The sequence below is a fragment of the Paracoccus saliphilus genome, assembly GCF_028553805.1.
GTDB classification, from domain to species: Bacteria; Pseudomonadota; Alphaproteobacteria; order Rhodobacterales; family Rhodobacteraceae; genus Paracoccus; species Paracoccus saliphilus.
The window spans coordinates 3,830,001-3,855,666 of record NZ_CP067140.1 but is presented as its reverse complement, the minus strand read 5'-3'; the positions used below and the strand labels follow the sequence as shown (position 1 = coordinate 3,855,666).

The window sequence follows — 25,666 nt, the reverse complement described above, 5'->3', positions numbered from 1 at the left end:
GGGTTGGATAGCCCCTCCTGGCGGCATCTGTACTAATCATGATTCAGGATCACTTTTTCTGTCCGCCGCACCCGCGTGCTCCGCCATGAAGTGCCATCAGACCTGCCAGTGTTTGACACGGGTCGCCTGGCAGACTCTGCCGGGGCGGGGTTTGTGCCGCTGGTGTAGACTGCGTGACCGGAAACAGCTCGAGTGGTGTCGTCAACTTGTGCGGCATTGGGCCCACTCCGAGTCTCGTATTCAGAGTCCAATGGCGTTGATGATGTAACCGCCCGCCGACGGCATTGATGTGCCAATGTCGGTCTGCAACGATCCACCGGCGAGGTTTGATCCGCGTTCAGTCGGCACGTGGATCAGGTTCTCACTTTCGGGCCAGATCGTTCTCGATTCTGGCAGCCAGCTTTCGTGGCAATTCCGCGAGCGCTACGCTCCAAGGTCCGAGACGGTTTTCTCATAGCGCCATACTTCAAGCTCGAAAATGCCATCAGGTGTTTTCAGCGCACTGATCATCGGGCCGACGCGGCACCAGCCTTGCTTTTCGTAGAATCGCGCGGCTCGCTCGTTGCCGATTGCGCAGGCGAGCCACGCTCTGGCCACCCCAGCTACGGCCAAGTGGTTTTCGGCATCTGCTAGAAGCGTCTTTGCCACGCCTGTTCCCCTGGCGTTCTTCGAGACATAGAGTTGATAGAGTTCGTCCTGCCTGACCATGCTGAATCCCGTCGGCCGGCCCGGTGCACCCGCCACGCGAACAGTCGTCAGATCCTCCTCAAGCCTTTGCCGGAAACTTTCGAGCGTACGATGCCGGGCCAACTCTGAGGGCAGGATGCTGGCATGGGCGTCCTGCCAGCCATCATGCCAAAGCTGTGCAAGTAGGTCGATTTCGCCAATTTGCGCTGATCGTATTTCGACGGAGTGCATGAAACCTCACGTTAGAGAACTTCTGGCAACAAGCTAACATTCATCAACCCACACAGCGATTTCAATTTAGGCTTGGAGCAACCATGCGGCGGAGCGGCGCATCGTGTGGGACATTCTTGCTTGGCAAAATGACGGGCTCGGCCTTCACCTGCCTTGACCACTCTTTGAAGATACCACAGGGTGGCCATTCGTGCATGGTACAGCATTTTGTCGGCCGAGACGACGATGTACAGGACATAGGATGAATTCGCTGCAAGCGCGCAATGGCGATAAACTACAGATTTCGAATGCAGCGAAGGATTGCATGGGCGGCTTCCGCAGATATGTTGCGCCGGAAACAAGGCGCGACGGTTCCCCAAACGCTACAACAACTTTCATCTCCGGGCCTCCACGAAGCCTTCATCGCGCAATAATTCCGCCAGCCAGTCCATGAATGCCCTCAAGCGCGGCGCGAGATGTCGCCTGCGTGCATAGAGGATGGAAATCGGAATCGGTGTGGGGCGGAAATCGGCCAGAACCTCTACCAGACTTCCGGCGGCTATGTCCTCGGCGACGTCATGCGCTGGAACCTGGATCAAGCCATGTCCATGTAGCGCCCCGGCGACATAGCTTTCGGCATTGTCGACGCAGAGGTGGCTGCGCATGGCAACAGTGATCCCACGCCCGTTTTCCAACCCATCCCATTCGATCGAGAGCGCAGGCATACGCTGCGCGTAGTTGACGAGATGGTGATCCTTCAGATCCCCGGGCAATTTCGGTACTCCGTGGTGAGCAATGTAATCGGTACTGCCGCAGGTCAGAATCGGTACATCTCCGATCTTGCGGCAGATCAATTCGCTGTCTTCCAGCTCGGCCAATCGGACCACTGCGTCCACTCCCTCGGATACGAGATCGATCATTCGGTCCGTGGCACTGATGTCCAGCGTCACCGCCGGGTAACGGGTGCGGAAGTCGTGCAGATGCGGGATCACCATACGCCGGGCAATCCGACTCGGCATATCTATGCGCAGCCGACCAGAGATTTCTTCGGGGCGGTGCCGAAACTGCGCTTCGGCCTGTGCGACAGCGTCAACCAGATCACGGGCGGTGCCTGCGAATTGAAGCCCCTCCTGCGTCGGGCGCACCACGCGGGTCGTGCGCTGCAAGAGCTGCACGCCAAGCCTGTCCTCCAGCGCTTGCACCGTGCTGGAGACGGTAGAGCGCGGCAGGCCGAGCGCTTCGGCCGCACGGGTGAAGTTCCCGCTTTCCACGACTTGAACGAAGACTTGCATCTGATGAATCCGGTCCATGCCGATTGTTCGCTATTTCTGGCGAATGATGTCAAGAACTGCATGTTTATCTACGCAACGAGACAGGTCATCTCATGTGCAAGACGCCGAACCGAGCGGCGTTCTCAGAGCGGAAAGGAAATGACATGTCGAGAAACGGGATCGAAGGAAAAGTGGTTCTGATCGCTGGCGGGGCGAAGAACCTGGGCGGGCTGCTCGCACGGGAATTCGCAAACTCCGGTGCCAGGGCCGTCGCCATTCACTACAACAGCGATGCCACCAAATCCGCAGCGGAAGAAACCGTGGCAGCGGTCAAATCCGCGGGTGCCAAAGCCGTCGCCTTCCAGGCCGATCTGACTAGCGCCGCGGCAATGGAGAAGCTTTTTGCGGATACGGTTGCCGCAGTCGGGCGCCCCGACATCGCTATCAACACCGTCGGCATGGTGGTGAAAAAGCCGATGGCCGAGATAACCGAAGAGGTCTTCGACCAGTCCTGCGCAGTCAACGTCAAATCCGCCTTCTTCTTCCTGAAAGAGGCGGGCAAGCACATCAATGACAACGGCAAAATCTGTACGATCGTCACCTCGCTTCTGGGTGCCTATACGCCCTTCTATGCCGCCTACGAGGGGCTGAAAGCGCCGGTGGAGCATTTCACTCGTGCCGCTTCGAAGGAACTGGGCGATCGCGGCATATCTGTTACCGCGATCGGGCCGGGGCCGATGGACACCCCGTTCTTCTACCCGGCGGAAGGCGAAGATGCGGTTGCCTATCACAAGACGGCTGCGGCTCTCTCTCCCTTTTCGAAGACCGGCCTGACCGACATCGAAGATATTGCGCCGTGGATCATCTTCATGGTCTCTGCCGGATGGTGGATAACCGGTCAAACGATTCTCGTGAATGGCGGCTACACGACCAAGTAATCGGTGTGCATGGCGACGGAGTGGCCGCCGTCGCCATCTTCCATCCGGGTTGCACAGGGCCAGACGTTATCGTGACATTATCGCTCGTTTCGGCCGGTTTCCTCATCGGCAGCCGATTTTCGGCCGTCCCCTGGCGCCCGAAGAAATCGGATATTTGAATGCCGGTGGATTTCAGGGATAATTTCGCAAACATCTCAGGGAGCATTCATGTCCAGTATATTGTACCGCCTCGTACCGCTCGGAGCTCTTCGTGACCTCGCCCCCGAAGAAACACCCCGCGTCACAACGATGGAGCTGTTCTTCGACCTCGTTTACGTTTTCACGATCATCCAGCTGTCTCACTACCTTCTGGAACACGCCACCTGGCTCGGCGCGCTGGAATATGTGACGCTCTTCGCCGCAGTCTGGTGGGCGTGGAACTACACTGCCTGGGCCGCGAACTGGGTGAATCCGGACCATCCTAGCGGACGCGGGTTGATGATCGTGCTGATGGGGTGCGCGCTGTTAATGGCGGTGGCGGCACCGCAGGCCTTCGGCGATCGCGCGGGGCTTTTTGCGGTCGCCTATGTCGCGATGGCACTGATCCGCGCAGGCTACATGGCTTTGGTCTTTCGCGGTCAGGTCATGGGGCGCAACTATACGCAGCTTGGCACATGGAGCGTGATTTCCGGTGTCTTCTGGATTGCTGGCGCGCTTATCGAACCCGTTCGGCTGGAGCTTTGGATTGTCGCCGTTCTGATCGACTACGCCGCGCCTTATGCCGGGTTCTGGCTGCCAGGCAAGGGTGCGACCCCGATGTCAAGCTGGACGCTGAGGGGACTGCACCTGTTCGAGCGCAACCAGTTGATCTTCATCATCGCACTTGGCGAATCCATCCTGCTTCTGGGCGGTTACCTAGTCAGCCATGAAGTTCATTTCGACACCGGCCTGGCCGCACTGATCGGTTTTCTGCTGATCGTGACCTTGTGGTGGGTTTATTTCGTGGATCTGTCCGAACCCGGCGAGCATCGGTTCGAGCACGAGACCGACCACACCAGCCTTGCCCGCGCAGGGTTGGCCTATGCCCACGGTGTCGCTGTCTGCGGCGCCATCGTCACTGCCGTCGCCATCGAGATGATCGTGGCGCATCCGCTCGATTCGATCCATGCCGAGACCGCGCTCATCGCCTTTGCCGGACCTTCACTGTTCCTGCTGGGCTGCACGATTTTCCACCGGGTCACGGCGGAACGGCTACGGATGCTCTACCTTCTGGCGTTGGCAGCGTTGGCGGCGTGGGCTTGGATGGCCTTGAGCTTCCATCTGAACGGGCTGTGGCTGGGCGCGGGAGTCCTTTTGATCATGATGGCCATGGCCGCGCTCGGTCACCGGAAGGCGGGCTGAGATGCTGTCTCTGCCCACGGCCCAAAACAAGGTCACTGCCAATGCAGTTTTTCTTGCCGCGCTCCTGATCCACAACCTGACCTATCCGCTCTCGGCGGCGGGTGGGCCATGGCCCACCCTGTTCTATGGCTTCTACGCGGCAATCTTCGTTGCAGCGACATGGGCGCTGACGGAGCTGAAGCAGCTGCGCCTCTTCGTCGGATGTGCCGGGCTGGCGGTTTTCGTCGCCGGAGTGCTGAACTCCTACGCCCCGTCCTCCGGCGCAGCCCTGACCGTCTACCTGACCTCCATTGCCTATCACCTCGGCATGATCGTTGTGCTGGCACGCTATACTTTCGGGGCCCGCACAGTGATGACCGATGTGCTTTTATCGGCGACTTCGCTCTATCTCGTGATTGGATCGGGTTTTGCCGCGGCGCTGGCGTTGATCGAATGGTGCTCACCGGGATCCTTCATAGCCAGCTCCGGCACGGCGATAGACTGGCAACAGATGATCTATTTCAGCTACGTGAGCCTGACGACCCTGGGCTATGGTGACATCACCCCGGTCGGATTTTACGCCCAGTCCTTTGTCACCTTCGAGGCAATTGGCGGCACGCTCTACACTGTGATCCTGTTGTCTCGCCTGGTGGGATTGCATGCCAGTCGAGGCTAGTCCTGTCCGTCGTCAGAACATTATGCGCAGATGGTTGCGTAAATTAGCGGAGTATAGGCCTCGTCATTGGGTTAATGTTACGCGGCGAGCTTGCGGTGTTGCAAGCGCCGGTGTTGGATGGTCTTTCGCTTGATCCTTTCGCGTTGTTTGATGATGGTGTCGGCCTTGTCAAAGTAGGCGTCGGCGGGTGTTACGTTGTTCAGGCTCTCATGGTATCGCCGGTGATTGTAGTGTTCGACGAAGGCCTCGATTTGGGCTTCGAGATCGCCCGGCAGGAAGTAGTTTTCCAGCAAGATGCGATTTTTGAGTGTCTGGTGCCAGCGCTCGATCTTGCCTTGGGTCTGGGGATGCAATGGAGCGCCACGCACATGGCTCATGCCTTGCGCCTCGATCCATTCAGCCAGTTCGCCGGCGATATAGCTCGGACCATTATCGCTGAGTAGCCGAGGCTTGTGGCGCACATGGGCCTGATCACAGCCTGAAGCACAGAGCGCCAGTTCCAGCGTATCGGTCACATCCTCGGCACGCATGGTGGTGCAGAGTTTCCAGGCGATGATGTAGCGCGAGTAATCGTCGAGCACGGTCGACAGATACACCCAGCCCCAACCGATGATCTTGAAATAGGTGAAATCGGTTTGCCACATCTCGTTGGGGCGGCTGGTCTTGCGTTTGAACTCATCAGCCGCCTTGATCACCACGAAGGCTGGGCTGGTGATGAGGTCATGTGCCTTGAGCAGGCGATAGACCGTGGCTTCCGATACAAAGTAGCGCTTTTCGTCGGTGAACCGCACTGCCAACTCTCGGGGGGACAGCTCGGACTGCTCCAGCGCCATCTCGATGATCTGGTCATGGATCGCAGTGGGGATTCGGTTCCAGACCCGGCCTGGCGCGGATGGACGGTCCTCCAGCGCTTCAGGGCCGCCTGCCAGATATAGATCATACCAGCGGTAAAAGGTTCGGCGTGCGATGCCCAACTGCTCCAGCGTGCGCTTTGTCGGCAGGTGGGATTGCTCGACGATCCGGATAATCTCGAGCTTCTCAGCTGCGGGATACCTCATTCGTCGACCTCCCCATCCGCGATCATGCTTTTTTTAAGCAGCCGGTTTTCCAGCGTCAGATCGGCGACGCATTCCTTCAGGTCATGTGCCTCACGGCGCAAGCCCTTCACCTCGTCGGTGGTTGCTGCCCGGACCGTGTCACCAGCCAGCCGACGCTTGCCGTTCGGCGTGGCCTCGAACCGGTGGCGGCTCACGCCTCACTCCATGAACTCCTTGGACCATGTGTAATACAGGCTTTGGGCGATCCCTTCGCGGCGGCATAGCTCCGCAATGCTGTCATCGCCACGTAAGCCTTCCAGCACGATCCGGATCTTGTCCTCCGCCGAGAAGTGGCGCCGCGTCTTGCGGCGGATATCTTTCACCACCTGTTCGGCGGGGGCTTTGGAGGGTGATTTCGATTTTGAGGATTTGGGTCTCATCTGCGTTCCTTCGTCACTCCGACGAGACCCAAATCCTCCTTAAATCACAACCTCAAATCTGTGCCATGGGTGCTGACGGCCAACAAATTCCCATACTCAAGTTTTTTTCGCCGGCGAAAGGGTCGAGACTGGCTGGCTGTTTGAGTCTTGCCGCAGTATTTGATAAGTGGCTTCTAAGTTTTTTCAAATCCTCTTGGGTTGATGGTCCAAGGTATTCATTGTTGTACCCAAATGGTTGATAATTGTTTTCGCGCCAAACTTTTGGGTCAAAAGGGCGATTGTCCTCAGGCTTGATGATTCCGTACTGTTTTTCATATTTGTCAAATAAATCATGCTCTCCCAAAGTCGTTCTTTTAACAAGAATATCCAGCATTCCATTTAGGCTCAGGACCCATTGATTGACTTTTGGGTTTGTGATTCATCGCCAGAAAAAAGAGCGGTGACATGAGCAATCTCTTCTGGCTGACTGACGCGCAGATGGCGCGCCTCGAACCTTACTTCCCGAAGTCGCATGGTCGCCCCCGGGTGGATGACCGACGTGTTCTGAGCGGGATAATATTCATTAATCGCAACGGCTTGCGGTGGTGCGATGCACCGAAGGAATATGGCCCGGCGAAGACACTCTACAATCGCTGGAAACGTTGGAGCGACCGCGGGGTCTTTGCGAGGATCATGATGGGCTTGGCCGCCGAAAGCACGGACCACAAGACGATCATGATCGACGCGACATATCTGAAAGCGCACCGCACGGCCTCGAGCCTGCAGGTTAAAAAGGGGGGCGAAACCGCCAGATCGGGCGCACAAAAGGCGGCATGAACACCAAGCTGCATGCGGTCACAGATGCGAAGGGCCGCCCGATCCGGTTCTTCATGTCGGCGGGACAGGTGAGCGATTATACCGGCGCGGCGGCCCTGTTGGACGGCTTGCCGAAGGCGGATTGGCTCCTGGGGGACCGGGGATACGATGCCGGCTGGCTGCGAGAAGCATTGAAAGACAAGGGGATAAAGGTTTGCATCCCGGGTCGAAAGTCCCGCAAGAAGCCGGTGAAATACGACAAGCGGCGATACAAACGCCGCAATCGGATTGAGATCATGTTTGGTCGGCTGAAGGATTGGCGGCGAGTCGCAACCCGATATGACCGCTGCCCGGAGACCTTCCTCTCCGCCATCGCACTTGCCGCGACGATCCTATTTTGGCTCTGAAACGCAATGAGTCTGGAGCCTAGAGCTTGCTTATCAACTGTATTGCTCATTTTTTTGTTCCATTGATAAGAGATTTCACCGACCTATAAATAGTGAAGGAAGTTATTGCTATTAATACAAGGATTTCAAGAAATGAATCTGATTCGCTTGACCAGTGAAGTATTATCCAGAATGAAAATGGATATAGCGTCAACACTATCATCCAATGAATCAATCGGGCTATTGATCCCCTTCCCTCCTTTAAAGAAGTGAGAGCCTTGCCAATAATGGCAAACGGATTATCAGCCATACCCATGCACCTCCATCAATGACCTGCCTTCTGACATTTCCAATGTACTCTTTCATCCCACCTTTGAAAGAAGAAATGGGAAGTCTGATTAACGCGTTCGGCGGTGCTAAGATGGCGGCTTGATCGCCTTTTGGGACTGGAAGCCGGGTTCTGGGGGCGGATTTCGCCCCATCAAGCGCGCCGGAGTGGCGGTCTGGCGGTCGGGGTCTCGTGACATGATCCTCTCGCCGAAGAGCCTAAGGCAGCTCATCCTAGCCTCGACCCTGCTTCAGACATGGTATCGCGCCCATTTTCTCCAGAGCGCCCGACCCAGATGCTGGGCTGCCCGCAAGATCCCGCTTCGCGCAATGGCAGCGGGACAATCTGCCTTCCAGACGCGAGTGTTGCGGCGGATCGGTATGACCGCATCGGCACCTCGTTCAATGATCGCACCATGGCACCGTCGTGTGTCATAGGCCCCATCTGCGGTGACGGTCTCCATCGGTCGGTCCGCCGGGATCTGCGCCAACAGCTCTGGTAGCAGGGGGCTGTCGCCCTGGCGACTTGACGTGAACTCAACCGCGCGCACATCTCCCGTGCCCGTGCCCGTGCCCGTGCCCGTGCCCGTGCCCGTGCCCGTGCCCGTGCCCGTGCCCGTGCCCGTGCCCGTGCCCGTGCCCGTGCCCGCGTCCATGGCGATATGGACCTTCCTCGATTGCCTCCGCCGCGAGGAACCATGCTTGCGAACCAGCCACTCACCATCGCCGCGAAACTTGATGCCAGTGCTGTCAATCAGCAGGTTCAGCGGTTGTCCGGAGGCGCGATCCGTGCCCGGGCAGTCGGCAAAGTGTCGAGAAGTCCGGTACCGGCCAATCGAGCCCAGCCATCCGGATCAAGCTCTCGACCAATTCAGCCGTCTGGCGCAGCGGAAGACCGAAAAGCACTTTGATCGTCAGGCAGGTTTGGATCGCGGCATCCAAGAAGGTCTCTGGGCATCCCCGCATGCCAGGCCATGTCGGGATCGAACCAGACCGACAGAGAACCCCGTTTGCGCAGCAAGGCGTTGTAGGCTGACCAGTTCGTTGTACGGTAACGGGTCGGAGAAGGCTTTGGCATGTGCCAGATCTAACTGTCAGGATTTACCAAGTGAATCCCTCAAAGCGATTTGCGCAACAACGCTCTACCCACATACTAACAAATTCGTAAAATATAGTGCAGTCATGTGCTGATCCTGTCAAGCTGGCATGGTTTTCACCCTGCAGGAAGAATCGGGTGTGGCTGGCGACGAAGCCTTGGCTGGCTGGGATATCGTTGAAAATAAGGAATGCGTAAGTTTGCCAGTTCTTTCACGCTATCGCAGAGGTGGTGCGAAAGTGCCGCCTTTGTTCATTTGGGACGGGTAATCGCATGATCACACTTCCCCGCGTGATAGCATGAAGATGCTTCGCTGGGTGGACCAGAATCGGAACAAAAATGTAAAATAGGCTGTAAAACAGTCCGTATAGGGAGCAATGCTCTCCCGTCTAGTTGCTTGATGTTCATGCGAAAAGTCTGGCTGGGGCGGTAGGATTCGAACCTACGGTACACGGTACCAAAAACCGACGCCTTACCACTTGGCTACGCCCCAACTGTCGGGGCTGAATAGCCAAGACGACGGGAGGGTTCAAGCCGAAATTTACACCGACTTGCCCGTCACTGGCGATCTCGTTATGCGCAGCATATGGATCAGGTAGATATCGCAATTCTTGGAGCCGGAGCGGCAGGGCTGTTCTGTGCGGGCTCGGCTATGACACAGGGTTGCCGTATCCTTGTCGCGGAGCATTCCCGCAAACCCGGCGAGAAGATTCGCATCTCTGGTGGGGGGCGGTGCAACTTTACCAATCTTGCCACCTCTTGGGATCGTTTCCTGTCGCAGAACCAGCGCTTTGCGGCCTCGGCCCTGGCGCGATATTGTCCGGAGGATTTCGTGGAACTCGTGGATCAAGCGGGAATCGCTTGGCATGAAAAGACGCAAGGGCAGCTATTCTGCAATGGTAAGGCCACGCAGATCATCGACATGTTGATGTATCGCATGCGCGGCGTCGAGCTGAGGTTGGAAACTGCGGTCGAAGATGTTCATCGCAATGCCGACGGGTTCGTCGTCACCACGAATGGGGGGCAGGTTCGGGCGAAATATGTCGTGGTGGCAACAGGCGGGAAGTCGATCCCGAAAATGGGTGCGACGGGCATTGGTTATGCAATCGCACGCAAATTCGGGTTGCGCATCGTAGAGCCTCGCGCCGGGCTGGTCCCGCTGACATTCGCCGAGCAGGATTTGGCACTATGCCGTCCGCTGGCCGGGATTTCGCTCGAGGCAGAGATCTGTCACGGAAAGGCACGGTTCCGCGACGCGTTGCTGTTCACCCATCGGGGGCTGAGCGGTCCGGCGATCCTGCAGATTTCCAATTATTGGCAGCCGGGAGAGGTTCTGGAAATCAATCTTTTACCTGAGATCGATATTTCCGAGGCGCTGATGATGGCACGAAAAGACGCGGGGCGCGTGGCCGTTGCGACGATATTGTCGCAATGGCTGCCGGAGCGGTTGGCACAGGCCATCGCGGCCGAGCAGGGGCTGACCGATGCACGGTTGGCGGATCAATCAAATGGCGTATTGCAACGATTGGGGCGGCGTATCAATCGCTGGCAGTTGCGGCCGGTTGGAACCGAGGGATATCGAACTGCCGAGGTGACGCTTGGAGGCGTCGACACTCGTGAGTTGGATGCAAGAACCATGCAGGTTCGCGACGTTCCCGGACTATATTTCATTGGCGAATGCGTTGATGTGACCGGCTGGCTGGGCGGCTATAATTTCCAGTGGGCCTGGGCATCCGCGGAGGCCGCCGGGCAAGCACTGAAGGTGTCGTGATCTTCGGCGAAAGTCCGTTCCCGATCAGATTTCGATCGGATCGGCCTTGGCCATCGCGTCGAATTTCATCAGCGACGCGATCAGCGCAGGCATTTGATCCAGCGGGATCATGTTCGGTCCGTCCGATGGGGCGTTGTCGGGGTCTTCATGCGTTTCGATGAAGACACCTGCAACACCCAATGCTACCGCTGCCCGCGCCATGACCGGGGCGAATTCGCGCTGACCGCCAGATGAACCGCCTTGACCACCCGGCTGTTGCACGGAATGGGTGGCGTCCATGATCACGGGATAGCCGGTGCGCGCCATGATCGGCAGTGCACGCATATCCGCAATCAGGGTGTTGTAGCCAAAGCTTGCCCCACGTTCGGTCAACAGGATGTTCTCATTTCCGGTGGATGCGACCTTGGCCGCGACATTCGGCATGTCCCATGGAGCGAGGAACTGGCCTTTCTTGATATTGACTACCGCGCCGGATTTACCGGCGGCCAGCAGAAGATCCGTCTGGCGAGACAGGAAGGCGGGGATCTGGATGACATCCACTGCCTCGGCGGCCATTGCCGCCTGGCGGGAGTCATGTACATCAGTCAGAACAGGGCATCCCAGCCTTTCGCGGATGGTTGCGAGAACCTGCAGCCCTTCCTCGATCCCCATACCCCGCCGACCTTGCAACGAGGTGCGGTTCGCCTTGTCATAGCTCGCCTTGAATATATAGCTGGCTCCGGCAGCCTCGCAGGCTTTGGCCATCGTCTCGCCTATATGCAATGCGTGATCCAGGCTTTCCAACTGGCAGGGTCCCGCGATGACTGTCAGAGGCAGGTCGTTGCCACATTTCAGATCGCGGATGCGGACATGGCGTTGTGTGGTCATGTTGATACCTGTTCACGCAAGATCGAAACTGTCAACGACAGCATGAGATAGATGGCCATGAAAATCAGGAAAGCCACAAGCGTATTCTGGAAAGCCTTGGGATAGGTCGGATCATCCGGCGGCACGGGAGAGACGGAAAGCGACAGGTAGCGGACTTGCTTGTTGGCCTCTATCTGTGCGGCTTCCATCTGTTCGGCAGCGCTTGCGAGCAGCCCTTGCCGGGTTTCCAGATCACCCTCGGCTATGCGTAATTCACCGGTGATTGCCGCCAGCGAATTACGTGTATCGTTTTTCTGCGTCAACTGGCGCCTGGTGTCCGCGATCATTCCTTCCAGCCGGGTAATGTCGCCGCGCGTCGCCTCGACCCGGCTTTTCACAGGCTGCGGATTGGCGAGCAATTGACCAAGTTCCAGCCGCTTCTCTGTCAACTGTCCCTCGAGCTGTGAAACCTGTCCCATGACGACCGAGCTTTCCGCCTGAGGATCCAGTACTCCCAGTTGGGTTTGCAACTCCTGCACACGGCGCTGTGCGGCCAGGACATTAGCCTCGGCATCTTCATAGTTCTTCCGCGCACCCTCCATCTGATCATCGCGCAGGCGGGAGGTCATGTGATCTACCTGCTCTTCCGCATAGTGGATCAGTGTCAGGGAAATCTCTTTGCTGAGTTCGGGGTCCGGTGCGATCACCTCCATATTGATTACCCCTTCGGTCGGATCGTATCCGATAAGGACAGAATCCTTGTAGACTGCGTAGACGTCTTCGTTCGAAGCGTCCGGAGGAAGGCGTTTGATCGGATCGATATTCGGGTCCTGGAAGGTCTTTTTGAAGCCGATTTCCTTGTCCAGCCGGACCATTGCTTCGCGTGATGTAAGATAACTCTGGACACCGACCGCATCGGTATTGGTTGCCAGAGGAGAGCTGCCCAACAACCCGCCGCCACCGGTTGCACCGGTCGGTTCGGCCATCTGAATTCGAAACTGGGAATCGGTCGCATAAAGCGGTGTGGCGATTGTGAAATAATACCACCCGGCAATGATCGTGGGCAGGGCGACGAAAAACAGCAGCCGCAAACCCAACATGATCAGTCGTCGACGCCGTCTTCGCGATATATCCTGCTGAATACGATAAATTTCGGCTGCCCGCCGTTCCTCGGTCATCGCTTCCCGAGAGGGTAGGGCTGTATCGGGTTTCAACGCGGGAGTTGCGGCCGGTGCCCGGACGGCGGGTGTATTCGCAGCCGGAGATGTCCCGGCCCGGTGGCCCTCATTCGAAAGGATTTGCTTCAGCGCGGTGCGATGCGACGGGTCTATCCCACGTTCCCGCAATTCCAGCACCGCTTCCTCGTCCGAGTTCACCTTGATCTGGTGGAGCGAGGCAATGCGACGCGCAATACGAAGCTGGCGTTCCGACAGCTTCTCTGCTCGTATCGCATCGAGCTTGGCATCACGCTCTTCGATGGACATCGCCTTGGTTCGTTCCGTCTTGGCGGTTTCGGTGGATGCATTGTCCGCCGCCTTTTCGGTGAGACGAAAATCACCAAATCCGTCATCCGTCGGTTCGGTGCGCATGAAACGATCACGTACCTCTGCATCGGATTCCGTGGGTGACTTGGGCGCGCTTGCCGTGGCAGCATCATTCGAGTGTTTCTTGCGCAATTCCACCCGAACTCTCGGCGGTGCCTTGGCGGAATCTGCCTGATCCGAGGCCTCGGGGCGGACGGATTCATCAGCGGAGGCGTGGAAACGTCGCGCCTTAGGCGGTGTAGTCATAATACTGCTTTGCCTCGTCAAGTGTCTCGAACATATATAACTTTCCGTCACGCATTATTGCCGCGGTACGGCAGAATTTCTCGATGGTTCCTGGCTGGTGCGAAACGATGATCACTGTCGAACTTCGCAACCTGTCGAAAAGCACCGAGCCAGCCTTGCGATTGAATTCGACATCGGTGGTTTGGGGCATTCCCTCGTCAATTAGGTAAATGTCAAATTCCAGTGCGAGCAGGAGCGCAAAATTGAAACGCTGGCGCATCCCTGCAGAATAGGTTCCCACGGGCATCTCGAAATATTCATCGATACCGGCAAGCCAACGGGTGAACCCCTCGACATAATCCGGATCGAGGCCGTAAATACGGGCGATGTAGCGCGAGTTTTCGACCGCCGAATGCTTGGTGGCCACGCCTCCCATGAAGCCAAGAGGGAAAGAGACGCGGCAATCCGAGCGGATTGCGCCCTCGTCCGGCTTTTCCAACCCGCACATCATGTTGATCAGCGTGGTCTTCCCGGTGCCGTTGGGGGCAAGGATGCCAAGCGAGTTTCCCAATTCGACCCGAAATGACGCTTGGTCGAGAATCACCTTGCGCTGCAGCCCGGTCCAGAAGGACTTGGAGACGTTCTCAAATTCCAGCATATGATGCCTGTCATCATCCTTCGCAAATCGCCAAACCGGCGATGTCGGCGGACCATAGGTGCCAGTCGACATGCTGTCCAGTTGCCTGAAGGATACATGAGAAAACGTGATGGCGCGGGTTCTTTCGCGTTCTATTTGTATTAAATTGAACAAATGACATCCTTGCCGCAAGATATCAGATCCTGCACATTGTGTGCCAAGCGCTTTGCAGCCACGGCGACGGGCCATCAACCGCGCCCGGTGGTCTGGTTCCGCAGCGACGCGGGGTTGTTGGTTGCGGGGCAGGCGCCGGGAATGCGGGTGCATGAAAGCGGGCGCCCCTTTACCGACCGCTCGGGAGAGCGGTTGCGGCAATGGATGGATGTCGATGAGGCGACATTCTACGACCGCGACCGGGTTGCCATCGTGCCCATGGCATTCTGTTTCCCGGGATATGACGCAAAGGGCTCGGACCTGCCTCCGCCACCGATTTGCGCGAGGACATGGCGGGCGCGGGTCATGGAGCATCTGCAACCGCGATTGACACTCCTTGTCGGGGGGCATGCGATAAAGTGGCACCTGGGGACCCCGAACGTGACCGACACCGTCCGCCAATGGCGGGATCACGCGCCGTCGGTCTTTCCCTTGCCGCATCCTTCCTGGCGCAATACCGCATGGCTCCGCAGGAATCCGTGGTTCGAGGCTGAACTGCTGCCTGCGCTCCGCAAGGCCGTCGTGAAGGAACTGGGGCAATAGGCTGGCGCCGATCCGCCGGGCGGGAACGCGATCAGAGCGATTTTCCGCCCTCAAGCCGCCCAGCCCGACCGGGTCTGCTATGAAATCGGATTCGCGGCCATCTCTGCTGCCACCTCTTCGTCGATGGGTACATCGAGGCTGTTTACGATGAAGCCCAGCACCGAGTAAAATCCGACCGTAGCCATCAGGTCGAACATCCCTTCCGCACCAATCTCTTCGATCAATTCCTCGCGGGTGCCGGGGAGCAGGCGGGCATCCGTCGTCAGTTCGTCCACGGCGCGGGCCAGTATACGATCGGCGTCGGACATGTCCTCCAGCGGGCCGGCCAAAGTGGCGATACGCAGATCATCCATGCCCACGGCACGCCCCCGGCTGACATGGTGAGCCCACTCGTAGGGCGCACGTAGATTATGGCCGGTGCGCAGGATCACCACCTCGCTCTGCTGATCCGACATGGCCCGCTGTCGCACGACATGTTCGCGCAAGGGCGCCCAGGCCGCCAGCAAGTCGGGATGGTGGGCCATCATGCGATAGACATTCAGCCGCCCGGCAAAGCCTTCGCGCAACTCCGCGACAGATTCCGGCCATTCGCTGTTCGTCAGGGGTTTCAACTTCGTGCTCACCGGGACATCCTCATTGCGACGAAAGACTCAGGATATTTGATCATGTCGCATGTATTCCCACGCAACTGCCATGTCCAACCACCTATCGCCGTCGGGGGCGAGGGGGTCTGGCTGATCGATTCGGAGGGGCGCCGCTATCTGGATGGATCTGGCGGCGCGGCGGTGTCCTGTCTTGGCCATGGCGACGAGCAGGTGATCGAGGCGATCAAGGCGCAGCTGGACAAGCTTGCTTTCGCCCATACCGGCTTTTTGACCAGCGAACCGGCGGAGGCCTTGGCAGATCTGTTGGTTGCTCATGCGCCGGGCGATCTGGACCGGGTCTATTTCGTCTCGGGTGGTTCCGAGGCGACGGAGGCGGCGATCAAGCTGGCGCGCCAATACTGGGTCGAGAAGGGGCAGTCGCAGCGGTCTCGCCTGATCGCCCGGCGGCAGAGCTATCATGGCAACACCATTGGCGCCCTCTCGGCAGGCGGGAATGAATGGCGGCGGCAGCAATTCGGGCCGCTTCTTCTCGATATGAGCCATATCGAGCCCTGCTATGAATATCGTAACCGGGAGGAGGGGGAGACCCCGGAGGAATATGGCATCCGCGCGGCCGAGGCCTTGCGCGAGGAAATTGAGCAAGTGGGCCCCGAGACGGTCATGGCTTTCATGGCCGAGCCGGTCGTGGGAGCCACCGCGGGGGCCCTGCCGCCCGCGCCGGGATATTTCAAGCATATCCGCAAGATCTGTGACGAATACGGCATCCTGCTGATCCTTGACGAGGTGATGTGCGGCATGGGGCGGACCGGCACGCTCTTTGCCTGCGAGCAGGATGACATTGCGCCGGATATCCTTTGTATCGCCAAAGGTTTGGGGGCGGGATATCAACCGATAGGCGCGATGCTTTGCAGCGCCTCGGTCTATGATGCGGTGGCGCGGGGCAGCGGGTTTTTTCAGCACGGGCACACCTATATCGGTCATCCTGTTGCCACGGCGGCGGGGCTGGCGGTGGTCAGTGCCATTCTGGATCGCGGGTTGCTGCCGCAGGTGCAGGCCAAGGGCACTGCGCTGCAGCAGGCTCTGGAGGCGCGTTTCGGTCAGCATCCCCATGTCGGCGATATCCGGGGGCGCGGGCTGTTTCGCGGGATCGAGATTGTCGCGGACCGGGCAACCAAGGCGCCTTTCGATCCGGCGCTCAAACTCGCTGCAAAGCTGAAGAAGGCGGCCTTCGCACGCGGATTGATCTGTTATCCCATGTCCGGCACGATCGACGGACAGCATGGAGATCATATCCTGTTGGCACCGCCCTTCATCATCTCGGAGGATGAGATGGGGCAGCTGATCGAGAAGTTGGCCGGGGCGATGGATGAAGTTCTGGAGGCGGTAATGTAGTGGCGGATTCTGTGGCGCAGCCCGAATCAGAAGCCGAATGAACTGAGTAGTTTAACCTATAGACAGTCCCGTGTTTCCGGAATTCAGTTGTTAGGCATTGCCAAACCGCATGACTGCGCTACCGTAAACGAGAGCCTGTGCCGAAAGGCGCGGGGTAAAGCCGATACGATGGCAGAATAACCTAGGGAGATAGCTGCATGAGCAAGTTCAAACCGATTCTTCTGACGGCGGCCTTTGCGCTTGGCGCAAGCGCGGCCGCGGCTCAGGAAGAGCGTTTCATCACCATCGGTACGGGTGGCCAAACCGGCGTTTACTATGTCGTCGGGCAGTCGATCTGCCGTCTGGTTAACCGAAATACCGCTGAAACCGGCATCAAGTGCACCGCGCCTTCGACCGGTGGCTCGATCGCCAATATCAACGCGATCCAGGCCGGTGACATGACCATGGGCGTGGCCCAGTCCGACTGGCAGTTCCACGCCTATAATGGCGATGTACCCGAATTCGAAGGTGACAAGAAATTCGAAGATCTGCGGGCTGTCTTCTCGGTCCATCCAGAGCCGTTCAACGTGGTTGCCCGCGCCGATTCCGGCATCGAGACCTTCGAGGATCTCAAGGGCAAGCGGGTGAATGTCGGCAATCCCGGTTCGGGTCAGCGCGGCACGATGGAAGTCGTGCTGGACGCGGTCGGCTGGACGATGGGGGATTTCTCGCTCGCCTCCGAACTGAAACCGGCAGAGCAGTCGGCTGCGTTGGGTGACAACAAGGTAGACGCGATCATCTACACCGTGGGCCATCCCAACGGCTCGATCCAGGAGGCGACCTCGACGGTGGATGCGCGGCTGATCCCGGTCACGGGCGAAGCGATCGACAAGCTGGTCGACGACAACCCCTATTATGCCAAGGCGACGATCCCCGGTGGCATGTATACCGGCAGCGACGAGGACGTCGAAACCTTCGGCGTGAAGGCGACCTTCGTCACATCCGCCGATGTCCCCGAGGACATGGTCTATGAAGTCGTGAAGTCGGTTTTCGACAATTTCGATCGCTTCAAGGGGCTGCATCCGGCATTCGCCAATCTTGAGCCCGAGGCCATGATCGCGGAAGGCAACAGCGCTCCGCTGCATCCGGGGGCCGAGAAATATTACAAGGAACAAGGCTGGATCGAATAACAAGCCGGACTATTTTGGGGCGGCCTTTCCGGGCCGCCCCTCGCTCGTGAAGATAAAAAGACTCGTGAACACAATAATATAACGCCCAAACGGGGAGGGTGACGCGATGAGCGAGAATGACGATAATCCGAAATCCGGCGGCCATCAGTTCGAGGCCAGCAGGGTCGAAATGGAAGCTTCCGGCAAGGGCGGTCTGTCTCAGGCCGAACTGGATGAACTTGTTGCCTCTTCGGATACGGGGGCGAGAAGTCCGCAGGGCGCCGTAGGCACGATCATCCTGCTTGTCGCCTTCTTCTGGTCGCTGTTCCAGCTCTGGATCGCTTCGCCTCTGCCATTCGTTGTTACCGGGTTCCTCAAAAGCATCGGCTTTTCGGGGGCAAATCTGGTGATGAACGATACCGAGACCCGGTCGATCCATCTCGCTTTCGCGTTGTTCCTTGCCTATATGGCCTATCCGGCACAGCGCTCTCCGTTCCAGCTTGTGCTGGGGGTCGGTATTCCGGTGTTGATGACGGTGCTGTTCATCGAGGGCGCAAAGTCCGGTGTGCCGGTCTGGTGGATTCCGGTCGTGGGGATCGCGGTAATTGCTGCGGTTCTGCTTGGCAGCCCGAAGAACTGGGTGCCACCCTGGGAATGGGCACTTGCGGTGGTTGCGGCAATCGCGGCGCTTTATATCCTCATCTTCTATGACGCCATCGGAACCCGTGTCGGGGCTCCGATCATGCAGGATTTCGTTATCGCCGTGATTGGCCTGATGCTGCTGCTTGAGGCTACGCGGCGCAGCCTTGGCCCGGCGCTGATGATCGTGGCCAGCGTGTTTCTGGCCTATACTTTCCTTGGTCCCTATATGCCCGATATCATCGCGCATAAGGGCAATACCCTGTCCGAAGTGGTCAATCATCAATGGATCACGACCGAGGGTGTCTTCGGCATCGCCTTGGGTGTTTCGACCAGTTTCGTGTTCCTCTTCGTGTTGTTCGGCGCGCTGTTGGACAAGGCGGGCGCGGGTAATTACTTCATTCAGGTGGCCTTTTCACTGATGGGGCATATGCGGGGCGGACCGGCCAAGGCCGCCGTCGTGAGTTCCGCCATGACCGGACTGATTTCAGGCTCGTCCATCGCGAATGTCGTGACCACCGGCACCTTTACCATTCCGCTGATGAAAAAGGTTGGTTTCAGTTCCGAAAAGGCGGGGGCGGTCGAGGTCGCGTCATCGGTCAATGGACAGATCATGCCACCGGTGATGGGGGCCGCGGCCTTCCTGATGGTCGAATATGTGGGAATCCCGTATTTCGACGTGGTCAAGCATGCATTCCTGCCTGCCTCGATCAGCTATATAGCGCTGGTCTATATCGTCCATCTCGAGGCGATGAAGGCCGGACTGAAAGGCTTGCCGCGCGCCTATGTGCCGGGGCCGCTGATGCGTCGCCTTGTCGGTTTCGTGTTCGGTGTCGTCGTCGTCTGCGCCTTGGCGCTGATCGTCAAATATTCCATGGGCTGGATCCGTCCGACATTCGGCGACAACGCGGCCTATGTCGTTTTCGCGATGCTGACCATGGCTTATATCGCCCTGCTCTATGTCGCTTCGCGCGAGGAACCGCTGGAACTGGACGATCCGAACAAGCCGGTGACGCAGCTGCCGCTGCCCGGGCCGACCGTGCGCTCGGGACTGCACTTCCTGCTTCCGGTCGTGGTGCTGGTCTGGGCACTGATGGTGGACCGTCTGTCACCCGGCCTGTCGGCCTTCTGGGCCACGGCCTATATGATCTTCATTCTGCTGACGCAGCGGCCGCTGATGGTGATGATGCGTGGCATGGATCGCACCGGCAATCGCAGGATCGGCGCGGCGCTGCAATCGGGTTTCAACGACCTGATCGATGGCATGATCTCGGGTGCGCGCAACATGATCGGCATCGGTATCGCCACGGCGACCGCGGGGATCATCGTCGGCGCGGTCAGCCAGACGGGTGTGGGTTCGGCGCTTGCCGATGTGGTCGAGGCGCTGTCGGGCGGTCATCTGCTGGCCATCCTGTTCCTCACCGCGATCCTGTCACTGATCCTTGGCATGGGCCTGCCAACCACGGCGAACTATATCGTCGTCTCGGCCCTGCTGGCCCCGGTCATCGTGACGCTCGGCCAGCAGAACGGGCTGATCGTGCCATTGATCGCGGTGCATCTCTTCGTGTTCTATTTCGGGATCATGGCGGATGTGACTCCACCCGTGGGGCTTGCCTCATTCGCGGCAGCGGCCGTGTCGGGCGGCGATCCGATCCGGACCGGGGCGGTCGCCTTTTTCTACAGCCTTAGGACGGCGGCGCTGCCCTTCCTGTTCATCTTCAACACCGACCTGCTGTTGATCAATGTCGACTGGATCCACGGAATCTTCGTTTTCATCACGGCGACGTTGGCGATGTTGCTCTTCGCTGCGGCGACACAGGGCTGGTTCCTGACCCGCAACAGGATCTGGGAATCGGCCTTGCTGCTGGTGATCGCCTTCGCGATCTTCAGACCCGGCTTCTTCATGGATTACGTCTATCCGCCCTATGAAGACCTGCCGCCCGCCCAGTTCGAGGAAGCGCTTGGCAATGCCGAGCCGGGTGCGCCTCTCAGGCTGCGGATTGCCGGGTTGAACGATGTCGGTGATCCGATCGAGTTCACGGCATTGCTTGAGGTGCCCGAGGGGGGCGATGGAGCGGAAAAAATGCAGGCTCTGGGAATCGAGACCATCCAGAACGGCGAAGAGGTCATCATCGACAACGTGGCCTTCGACAGTCCGGCGCAAGCGGCGGGCCTGGATTGGGATCAGCAGGTTCTGCTGGTTCGCGCTCCAGCCCCTGCTCCATCGAAATACTGGGTCTATATTCCGGCGGCGCTGATCCTCGCGCTGGTCGTCTGGATGCAAAAGATGCGCGCGGGTCCCGGTGCCGGGGTCATCCGCCGTGAAGGTGAAGGAGTGAGCCATGCCTGAGAACGTCCTTCTACCCATTGACCTGCAACAGGCTGAAAGCTGGGAAATGACCCTGACAGCTGCCCGGCGGCAGGTCGACGAGGGGGGCACGATCCACCTGTTGGGGATCGTGCCCGATATCGGCAGTTCAATGGTTGCGACCTATCTGCCAAAGGGCTATGAGGTGCAGGCCCTGCAGGCCATGAAAGACGGCCTGGACCGTTTTGCGAAAGAGCATTTCCCGGAAGGCGCAAAGGTCGAGACTCATGTCGGTCATGGCCATGTTGCCGAGACGATCCTGAAAATCGCCAGGAAGGCTCGGGCCGACATCATCGTGATGGCCAGCCCGCAACGTGACGAGTTACGGAGCATCCTGATCAGCAGCCATACCAATGCCGTGGTTCGGCACTCGCCCTGCTCGGTCCTGGTCGTGCGCTGACCCCGCTACTGGGAAGGCAAAAGGCCGGATCGAATGCGAGGATCGCCGTGAGATTCACCATCGACGATTTGCAGCAGGCCGCGCAGCTGGTCTACACGCAGATGCAGCCAACGCCTCAATATGCCTGGCCGCAATTGGCGCGTCGGCTTGGATGCGAAGTCTGGGTCAAACATGAGAACCACGGGCCTACGGGCGCCTTCAAGACGCGAGGTGGAATCACCTTCATCGACTGGATGCGGCGCGCCCGTCCAGAGTTGAAAGGGATCTGCACGGCGACACGGGGAAATCATGGGCAATCACAAGCGCGGGCTGCTTCTGCCGCCGGATTGACCGCGAAGATATATGTGCCTTTCGGCAACTCGGTCGAGAAGAACATGGCGATGCGTGCCTTCGGGGCCGAACTGATCGAATTCGGCGAGGATTTCGACGAGGCGCGCGTGGAAGCCTTTCGCGTCGCCGAGGAGGAGGGGCTATTGATCGTGCCGCCCTTCCACCGGGAACTGGTGCGCGGTGTCGCAACCTATGCCTATGAATTGTTCACTGCCGTTCCCGATCTCGACACGGTCTATGTGCCGATCGGCTGTGGTTCGGGTATCTGCGGCACCATCCTGGCCCGTGACGCCCTTGGGCTTTCGGTCGAGGTGGTGGGCGTGGTTTCAGCTGAGGCACAATGCCCGAAGCTTTCGGTGGAGGCGGGCAGGCTCATCGAGACGGGCTCTCCCCGGACGATCGCCGACGGGATGGCGGTCCGGGTTCCCGTTCCCGAGGCGCTGGCGATCTATGGCCCCGGCGCGGCGCGTTTCGTGACCGTGACCGATGCCGAGTTGGCTGCGGCCATGCGGGTCTATTACACCGATATTCACAACATTGCCGAAGCCGCTGGTGCCGCATCTCTGGCCGCACTGATGCAGGACAAAGAGAGGATGCGGGGCAAGAAGGTCGGTGTCATCCTTTCGGGTGGAAACATCGATAAGGGCTGGTATCTTGATGTTCTGCAAGGCAGCCTGCCACAGATTCAGGGATAGGTGCTTGTCTATCCCGACATCAATAAGACTGTGGGGAGGAAGATGACTTCAGATATCCAGATCGCGCGGGCCGCGACCAAGCGCCCCATCGCAGAGATCGCCGAAGGCTTGGGCTTGGGGGTGGATCAGATCCTGCCTTACGGCCATGACAAGGCCAAGATTACCCATGACGCTATCGCTACCTTGACGGATCGTCCCATGGGGCGCCTGGTTCTCGTCACCGCAATCAGCCCGACTCCGGCGGGCGAAGGGAAGACGACGACGACCGTGGGTCTTGGCGATGCGCTGAACCGGATCGGCAAGCGCGCCACCATCTGCATACGTGAGGCCAGTCTTGGTCCGAATTTCGGCATGAAGGGCGGCGCGGCAGGAGGAGGCCGTGCGCAGATCGTGCCGATGGAGGAGATGAACCTTCATTTCACTGGCGATTTCCACGCCATCACCTCGGCCCATAACCTGCTGGCCGCGATGATCGACAATCACATCTATTGGGGTAATGCGCTGGATATCGACACGCGCCGGATTACATGGCGGCGGGTGATGGACATGAATGACCGGGCCTTGCGCGACGTGGCGCTCGGGCTGGGGGGGGTGGCGAATGGCTTTGTGCGGCAAAGCGGGTTCGATATCACGGTGGCCTCCGAGGTGATGGCGATCCTGTGTCTTGCCAGCGATCTGGGCGATCTGCAGGAAAGGCTGGGCCGGATCGTTATAGGCTATAGCCGCGATCGCCAGCCTGTCACGGCGCGCGATCTAAAGGCCGATGGTGCCATGACCGTGCTGCTCAAGGATGCGTTGCAACCGAATCTCGTCCAGACGCTGGAGAATAACCCGGCGCTGGTGCATGGCGGGCCTTTTGCCAATATCGCCCATGGCTGCAACAGCGTGACGGCCACGCGAACGGCGCTGCACCTTTCGGATTACGTGGTTACCGAGGCAGGCTTCGGCGCCGACCTGGGGGCCGAGAAGTTCCTGGATATAAAGTGCCGTCTGGCCGAACTGTCTCCCTCTGCCGTGGTGCTGGTTGCTACGATCCGCGCGTTGAAGATGAACGGTGGGGTCGCCAAGGCCGATCTGGGAGGCGAGGATGTGGCCGCGGTCACGCGCGGCTGTGCCAATCTGGGCCGGCATATCGAGAATCTGCGCGGCTTCGGCTTGCCTGTCGTGGTGGCGCTGAACCATTTCGACGGTGACAGCGAGGCTGAAGTCGCGGCCTTGCAGACATATTGTGGGCACCATGGTGTAAAGGCGGTGATCGCGCGGCATTGGGCCCAAGGCGGGGCAGGTGCCGAGGATTTGGCTCGCGAGGTGGTGGCACTGTCCGAGGGCGAGGTGGATTTTCATACGCTCTATCCCGATTCGATGCCGCTATGGCAAAAGATCGAAACGATCTGCACACGCATCTACCGCGCCTCGCATGCCGAGGCAGCGGCGGGAATACGTGAACAGCTCGAAACTTGGGAAGAGGCAGGATATGGTCATCTGCCTGTCTGTATCGCCAAGACCCAATATTCCTTCTCGACCAACCCGGCGCTGCATGGCGCACCCGAGGGTCATATCGTCCCGGTCCGCGAGGTTCGCCTGAATGCGGGGGCTGGTTTCATCGTGGCCATCTGCGGACAGATCATGACCATGCCCGGCCTGCCTCGGCAGCCAGCGGCGGAAAGCATCGGCATCGATGAGGATGGTTGGATCGAAGGGTTGTTCTGAGCCTCTTTCCCAAGGGATTGCTCCTGAAGCGGCGTGATGCAACGGTATCGTCGATGAGGATGTCATCGTTGCTACCGAGGAGGGTGTGATGGTGAAGCTTACCGGAGGCTGCACCTGTGGGCGGATTCGCTATCGGATGTTGGAGCGGCCGTTATTCACGCATTGTTGCCACTGCAGTTGGTGCCAGCGCGAAACGGGAAGCGCCTTCGTGCTCAATGCGCTGATCGAAACCGATCTGCTGCAAGTCGAGGGAGAGGCAAAGAAAACTCTCACACCCTCCGCCTCGGGAAAGGGGCAGCGGATCATCCGTTGTCCCGATTGCCGCGTTGCGCTTTACAGTCATTATGCAGGGGCCGGCGCACGTTTCGCCTTTTTGCGCGTGGGAACGTTGGACGATCCGTCCAGTTGCCCGCCGGATGTTCACATCTTTACATTGACCAAGCTGCCTTGGCTGCAATTGCCCGAAGATGTGCCGGTCATGACGGAATATTACGACCGTGAAGTGCTATGGTCAGCCACATCCCTTGCGCGCCGGAATGCGGCGCTGGCGCGGGAGTGATGCGAGGCTGGGCTATCTCAGCCCCAGTTCGGCTTGCGTTTTTCCAGGAAAGCATCAATGCCTTCGTCTGTGTCCGGCAGCATCATGTTCTCGCACATCGTGGCACCCGCGCTGTCATAGGCGGCCGACAGGCCGAGGCGGATCTGCTCGTGGAAGGCGCGTTTTCCCATGCGTACGGCCGAGGGTAGTTTCGAGGCGATCAGGCGTGCCATGTTCATTGCCGTATCGGCCAGTTCATCGGCGGGAACGACCCGGTTGACAAGCCCCAGTTCGCGGGCGCGGTCCGCCAGGATGAACTCGCCGGTCGTCAGCATCTCGAACGCCGCTTTCGGAGGCACCGCCCGGGTCAGCGCGACCATCGGGGTCGAGCAGAAGAGCCCGATATTCACACCGTTGACACCGAAGCGAACTCCTTCGGCGGCAACTGCCAGATCGCATGAGGCGACGAGCTGGCAGCCCGCGGCTGTAGCTATACCCTGAACCTCGGCGATGACCGGTTGGGGCAGGGCCGGGATCATCTGCATCATCCCGGCGCAGCGCCCGAACAGCTTGTCATACGCCGCTCGGCCCGCATCCTCGTTTTGACGAGCCGCCTGCATCTGCCGCAGATCGTGGCCAGCCGAGAATGCCTTGCCTTCCGCTGCCAGAATCACCGCGCGAATCGTATCGTCGGCCTCGATCGCCCGGAAGGCATCCGACAGGGCGTCGATCATTTCCAGCGACAGGGCGTTGAAGTTCGATGGGCTGTTCAGCACCAGCCGCGCCACGTGATCGGTATCTTCGCGCAAGACGAGGTCTGCCATCTTGATCTCTCCTCCG

The 25,666-nt window shown here is 59.0% G+C and carries 22 protein-coding genes, 1 tRNA gene and 2 pseudogenes; 14 read left to right on the top strand and 11 right to left on the bottom strand.

The features are described 5' to 3' along the window. Positions 1-423 precede the first annotated feature (423 nt). Together JHX88_RS18475 and JHX88_RS18470 are read right to left on the bottom strand one after the other, a co-directional pair. On the bottom strand, positions 424-918 hold the full coding sequence (locus tag JHX88_RS18475) for a GNAT family N-acetyltransferase (RefSeq protein ID WP_076528241.1): 495 nt from the start codon (positions 916-918) through the stop codon (positions 424-426). 374 nt (positions 919-1,292) lie between these two features. Then, complete coding sequence (locus JHX88_RS18470) at positions 1,293-2,189, bottom strand: LysR family transcriptional regulator (protein ID WP_272848102.1); 897 nt, start codon at positions 2,187-2,189, stop codon at positions 1,293-1,295. 143 nt (positions 2,190-2,332) lie between these two features. On the opposite strand from JHX88_RS18470, the gene JHX88_RS18465 reads away from it, so the two are divergent. The 4 genes from JHX88_RS18465 to JHX88_RS18455 are packed head-to-tail and all read left to right on the top strand — an operon-like array spanning position 2,333 to position 5,141. Beyond that, a complete protein-coding gene (locus JHX88_RS18465; protein ID WP_076528245.1) occupies positions 2,333-3,106 on the top strand; it encodes an SDR family oxidoreductase in 774 nt (257 codons plus the stop codon). After that, entirely contained in the window at positions 3,084-3,287 is a 204-nt protein-coding gene (locus JHX88_RS22385; RefSeq protein WP_084203294.1) for a DUF924 family protein, read from the top strand. The genes JHX88_RS18465 and JHX88_RS22385 overlap by 23 nt, the downstream gene beginning before the upstream one ends. Before the next feature lie 26 nt (positions 3,288-3,313). Continuing rightward, entirely contained in the window at positions 3,314-4,486 is a 1,173-nt protein-coding gene (locus JHX88_RS18460) for a low temperature requirement protein A (RefSeq protein ID WP_076528247.1), read from the top strand. Between the two features lies 1 nt (position 4,487). Beyond that, on the top strand, positions 4,488-5,141 hold the full coding sequence (locus JHX88_RS18455; protein ID WP_076528249.1) for a potassium channel family protein: 654 nt from the start codon (positions 4,488-4,490) through the stop codon (positions 5,139-5,141). Positions 5,142-5,218: 77 nt separating this feature from the next. Here the strand turns inward: JHX88_RS18455 and JHX88_RS18450 are convergent. Both JHX88_RS18450 and JHX88_RS18445 read right to left on the bottom strand, forming a co-directional pair. After that, positions 5,219-6,618 (bottom strand): annotated as a pseudogene (locus JHX88_RS18450) (IS3 family transposase). Between the two features lie 52 nt (positions 6,619-6,670). Next, positions 6,671-6,991: a hypothetical protein gene (locus JHX88_RS18445; protein WP_272848101.1), complete on the bottom strand. Its 321-nt coding sequence runs from the start codon at positions 6,989-6,991 to the stop codon at positions 6,671-6,673. A 71-nt stretch (positions 6,992-7,062) separates the two neighbouring features. On the opposite strand from JHX88_RS18445, the gene JHX88_RS18440 reads away from it, so the two are divergent. After that, a protein-coding gene (locus JHX88_RS18440) for an IS5 family transposase (protein WP_272848100.1) occupies positions 7,063-7,820 on the top strand; the annotation gives its coding sequence in 2 pieces (ribosomal slippage) (positions 7,063-7,387 and positions 7,387-7,820; 759 coding nt in all). A gap of 476 nt (positions 7,821-8,296) precedes the next feature. Here JHX88_RS18440 and JHX88_RS18435 read toward each other — a convergent pair. Further along, a pseudogene (locus JHX88_RS18435) lies at positions 8,297-9,204 on the bottom strand (IS5 family transposase); the annotation flags it as partial. Positions 9,205-9,640: 436 nt separating this feature from the next. Next, a tRNA-Gln gene (locus tag JHX88_RS18430) sits at positions 9,641-9,715 on the bottom strand. 93 nt (positions 9,716-9,808) lie between these two features. On the opposite strand from JHX88_RS18430, the gene JHX88_RS18425 reads away from it, so the two are divergent. Further along, positions 9,809-10,993, top strand: a complete 1,185-nt coding sequence (locus JHX88_RS18425; RefSeq protein WP_076529024.1) for a BaiN/RdsA family NAD(P)/FAD-dependent oxidoreductase — start codon at positions 9,809-9,811, stop codon at positions 10,991-10,993. A gap of 24 nt (positions 10,994-11,017) precedes the next feature. On the opposite strand, the gene kdsA is transcribed toward JHX88_RS18425, so the two are convergent. From kdsA to JHX88_RS18410, 3 genes are read right to left on the bottom strand one after another with little or no spacing between them, the layout of a single operon-like run. Continuing rightward, positions 11,018-11,860, bottom strand: coding sequence for a 3-deoxy-8-phosphooctulonate synthase (kdsA, locus tag JHX88_RS18420; protein ID WP_076529026.1), 843 nt, complete (start codon positions 11,858-11,860; stop codon positions 11,018-11,020). Next, positions 11,857-13,629, bottom strand: a complete 1,773-nt coding sequence (locus JHX88_RS18415) for a KpsE/RkpR family capsule polysaccharide export protein (RefSeq protein ID WP_076529028.1) — start codon at positions 13,627-13,629, stop codon at positions 11,857-11,859. The genes kdsA and JHX88_RS18415 overlap by 4 nt, the downstream gene beginning before the upstream one ends. Further along, positions 13,613-14,266, bottom strand: coding sequence for an ABC transporter ATP-binding protein (locus tag JHX88_RS18410; RefSeq protein WP_076529053.1), 654 nt, complete (start codon positions 14,264-14,266; stop codon positions 13,613-13,615). The genes JHX88_RS18415 and JHX88_RS18410 overlap by 17 nt, the downstream gene beginning before the upstream one ends. 153 nt (positions 14,267-14,419) lie before the next feature. On the opposite strand from JHX88_RS18410, the gene JHX88_RS18405 reads away from it, so the two are divergent. After that, on the top strand, positions 14,420-15,001 hold the full coding sequence (locus JHX88_RS18405; RefSeq protein WP_076529030.1) for a uracil-DNA glycosylase family protein: 582 nt from the start codon (positions 14,420-14,422) through the stop codon (positions 14,999-15,001). Positions 15,002-15,078: 77 nt separating this feature from the next. Here JHX88_RS18405 and JHX88_RS18400 read toward each other — a convergent pair whose 3' ends face one another. Beyond that, complete coding sequence (locus JHX88_RS18400) at positions 15,079-15,624, bottom strand: carboxymuconolactone decarboxylase family protein (protein ID WP_076529032.1); 546 nt, start codon at positions 15,622-15,624, stop codon at positions 15,079-15,081. 42 nt (positions 15,625-15,666) lie between these two features. On the opposite strand from JHX88_RS18400, the gene JHX88_RS18395 reads away from it, so the two are divergent. The 7 genes from JHX88_RS18395 (at position 15,667) to JHX88_RS18365 (ending at position 24,847) form a co-directional block, all read left to right on the top strand. Further along, complete coding sequence (locus tag JHX88_RS18395) at positions 15,667-16,998, top strand: aspartate aminotransferase family protein (protein ID WP_076529034.1); 1,332 nt, start codon at positions 15,667-15,669, stop codon at positions 16,996-16,998. A 197-nt stretch (positions 16,999-17,195) separates the two neighbouring features. After that, the gene (locus tag JHX88_RS18390; RefSeq protein ID WP_076529036.1) at positions 17,196-18,167 is read left to right on the top strand and encodes a TAXI family TRAP transporter solute-binding subunit; all 972 of its coding nucleotides are present in this window, start codon (positions 17,196-17,198) and stop codon (positions 18,165-18,167) included. A 106-nt stretch (positions 18,168-18,273) separates the two neighbouring features. Next, positions 18,274-21,135: a TRAP transporter permease gene (locus tag JHX88_RS18385; protein ID WP_076529038.1), complete on the top strand. Its 2,862-nt coding sequence runs from the start codon at positions 18,274-18,276 to the stop codon at positions 21,133-21,135. After that, complete coding sequence (locus JHX88_RS18380; RefSeq protein WP_076529040.1) at positions 21,128-21,553, top strand: universal stress protein; 426 nt, start codon at positions 21,128-21,130, stop codon at positions 21,551-21,553. The genes JHX88_RS18385 and JHX88_RS18380 overlap by 8 nt, the downstream gene beginning before the upstream one ends. Before the next feature lie 47 nt (positions 21,554-21,600). Beyond that, complete coding sequence (locus tag JHX88_RS18375) at positions 21,601-22,578, top strand: threonine dehydratase (protein WP_076529042.1); 978 nt, start codon at positions 21,601-21,603, stop codon at positions 22,576-22,578. A 42-nt stretch (positions 22,579-22,620) separates the two neighbouring features. Then, positions 22,621-24,288, top strand: coding sequence for a formate--tetrahydrofolate ligase (locus tag JHX88_RS18370; RefSeq protein ID WP_076529055.1), 1,668 nt, complete (start codon positions 22,621-22,623; stop codon positions 24,286-24,288). A gap of 88 nt (positions 24,289-24,376) precedes the next feature. After that, positions 24,377-24,847: a GFA family protein gene (locus JHX88_RS18365; RefSeq protein WP_076529043.1), complete on the top strand. Its 471-nt coding sequence runs from the start codon at positions 24,377-24,379 to the stop codon at positions 24,845-24,847. 17 nt (positions 24,848-24,864) lie between these two features. Here JHX88_RS18365 and JHX88_RS18360 read toward each other — a convergent pair whose 3' ends face one another. After that, entirely contained in the window at positions 24,865-25,650 is a 786-nt protein-coding gene (locus tag JHX88_RS18360; protein WP_076529045.1) for an enoyl-CoA hydratase, read from the bottom strand. Positions 25,651-25,666 lie beyond the last annotated feature (16 nt).

Coding starts and splice junctions, on each gene's coding strand:
- JHX88_RS18475 (WP_076528241.1), bottom strand. CDS start 918: ATGCACTCCGTCGAAATACGATCAGCGCAAATTGGCGAAATCGACCTA.
- JHX88_RS18470 (WP_272848102.1), bottom strand. CDS start 2,189: ATGCAAGTCTTCGTTCAAGTCGTGGAAAGCGGGAACTTCACCCGTGCG.
- JHX88_RS18465 (WP_076528245.1), top strand. CDS start 2,333: ATGTCGAGAAACGGGATCGAAGGAAAAGTGGTTCTGATCGCTGGCGGG.
- JHX88_RS22385 (WP_084203294.1), top strand. CDS start 3,084: ATGGCGGCTACACGACCAAGTAATCGGTGTGCATGGCGACGGAGTGGC.
- JHX88_RS18460 (WP_076528247.1), top strand. CDS start 3,314: ATGTCCAGTATATTGTACCGCCTCGTACCGCTCGGAGCTCTTCGTGAC.
- JHX88_RS18455 (WP_076528249.1), top strand. CDS start 4,488: ATGCTGTCTCTGCCCACGGCCCAAAACAAGGTCACTGCCAATGCAGTT.
- JHX88_RS18445 (WP_272848101.1), bottom strand. CDS start 6,991: ATGCTGGATATTCTTGTTAAAAGAACGACTTTGGGAGAGCATGATTTA.
- JHX88_RS18425 (WP_076529024.1), top strand. CDS start 9,809: ATGGATCAGGTAGATATCGCAATTCTTGGAGCCGGAGCGGCAGGGCTG.
- kdsA (WP_076529026.1), bottom strand. CDS start 11,860: ATGACCACACAACGCCATGTCCGCATCCGCGATCTGAAATGTGGCAAC.
- JHX88_RS18415 (WP_076529028.1), bottom strand. CDS start 13,629: ATGACTACACCGCCTAAGGCGCGACGTTTCCACGCCTCCGCTGATGAA.
- JHX88_RS18410 (WP_076529053.1), bottom strand. CDS start 14,266: ATGCTGGAATTTGAGAACGTCTCCAAGTCCTTCTGGACCGGGCTGCAG.
- JHX88_RS18405 (WP_076529030.1), top strand. CDS start 14,420: ATGACATCCTTGCCGCAAGATATCAGATCCTGCACATTGTGTGCCAAG.
- JHX88_RS18395 (WP_076529034.1), top strand. CDS start 15,667: ATGTCGCATGTATTCCCACGCAACTGCCATGTCCAACCACCTATCGCC.
- JHX88_RS18390 (WP_076529036.1), top strand. CDS start 17,196: ATGAGCAAGTTCAAACCGATTCTTCTGACGGCGGCCTTTGCGCTTGGC.
- JHX88_RS18385 (WP_076529038.1), top strand. CDS start 18,274: ATGAGCGAGAATGACGATAATCCGAAATCCGGCGGCCATCAGTTCGAG.
- JHX88_RS18380 (WP_076529040.1), top strand. CDS start 21,128: ATGCCTGAGAACGTCCTTCTACCCATTGACCTGCAACAGGCTGAAAGC.
- JHX88_RS18370 (WP_076529055.1), top strand. CDS start 22,621: ATGACTTCAGATATCCAGATCGCGCGGGCCGCGACCAAGCGCCCCATC.
- JHX88_RS18365 (WP_076529043.1), top strand. CDS start 24,377: ATGGTGAAGCTTACCGGAGGCTGCACCTGTGGGCGGATTCGCTATCGG.
- JHX88_RS18360 (WP_076529045.1), bottom strand. CDS start 25,650: ATGGCAGACCTCGTCTTGCGCGAAGATACCGATCACGTGGCGCGGCTG.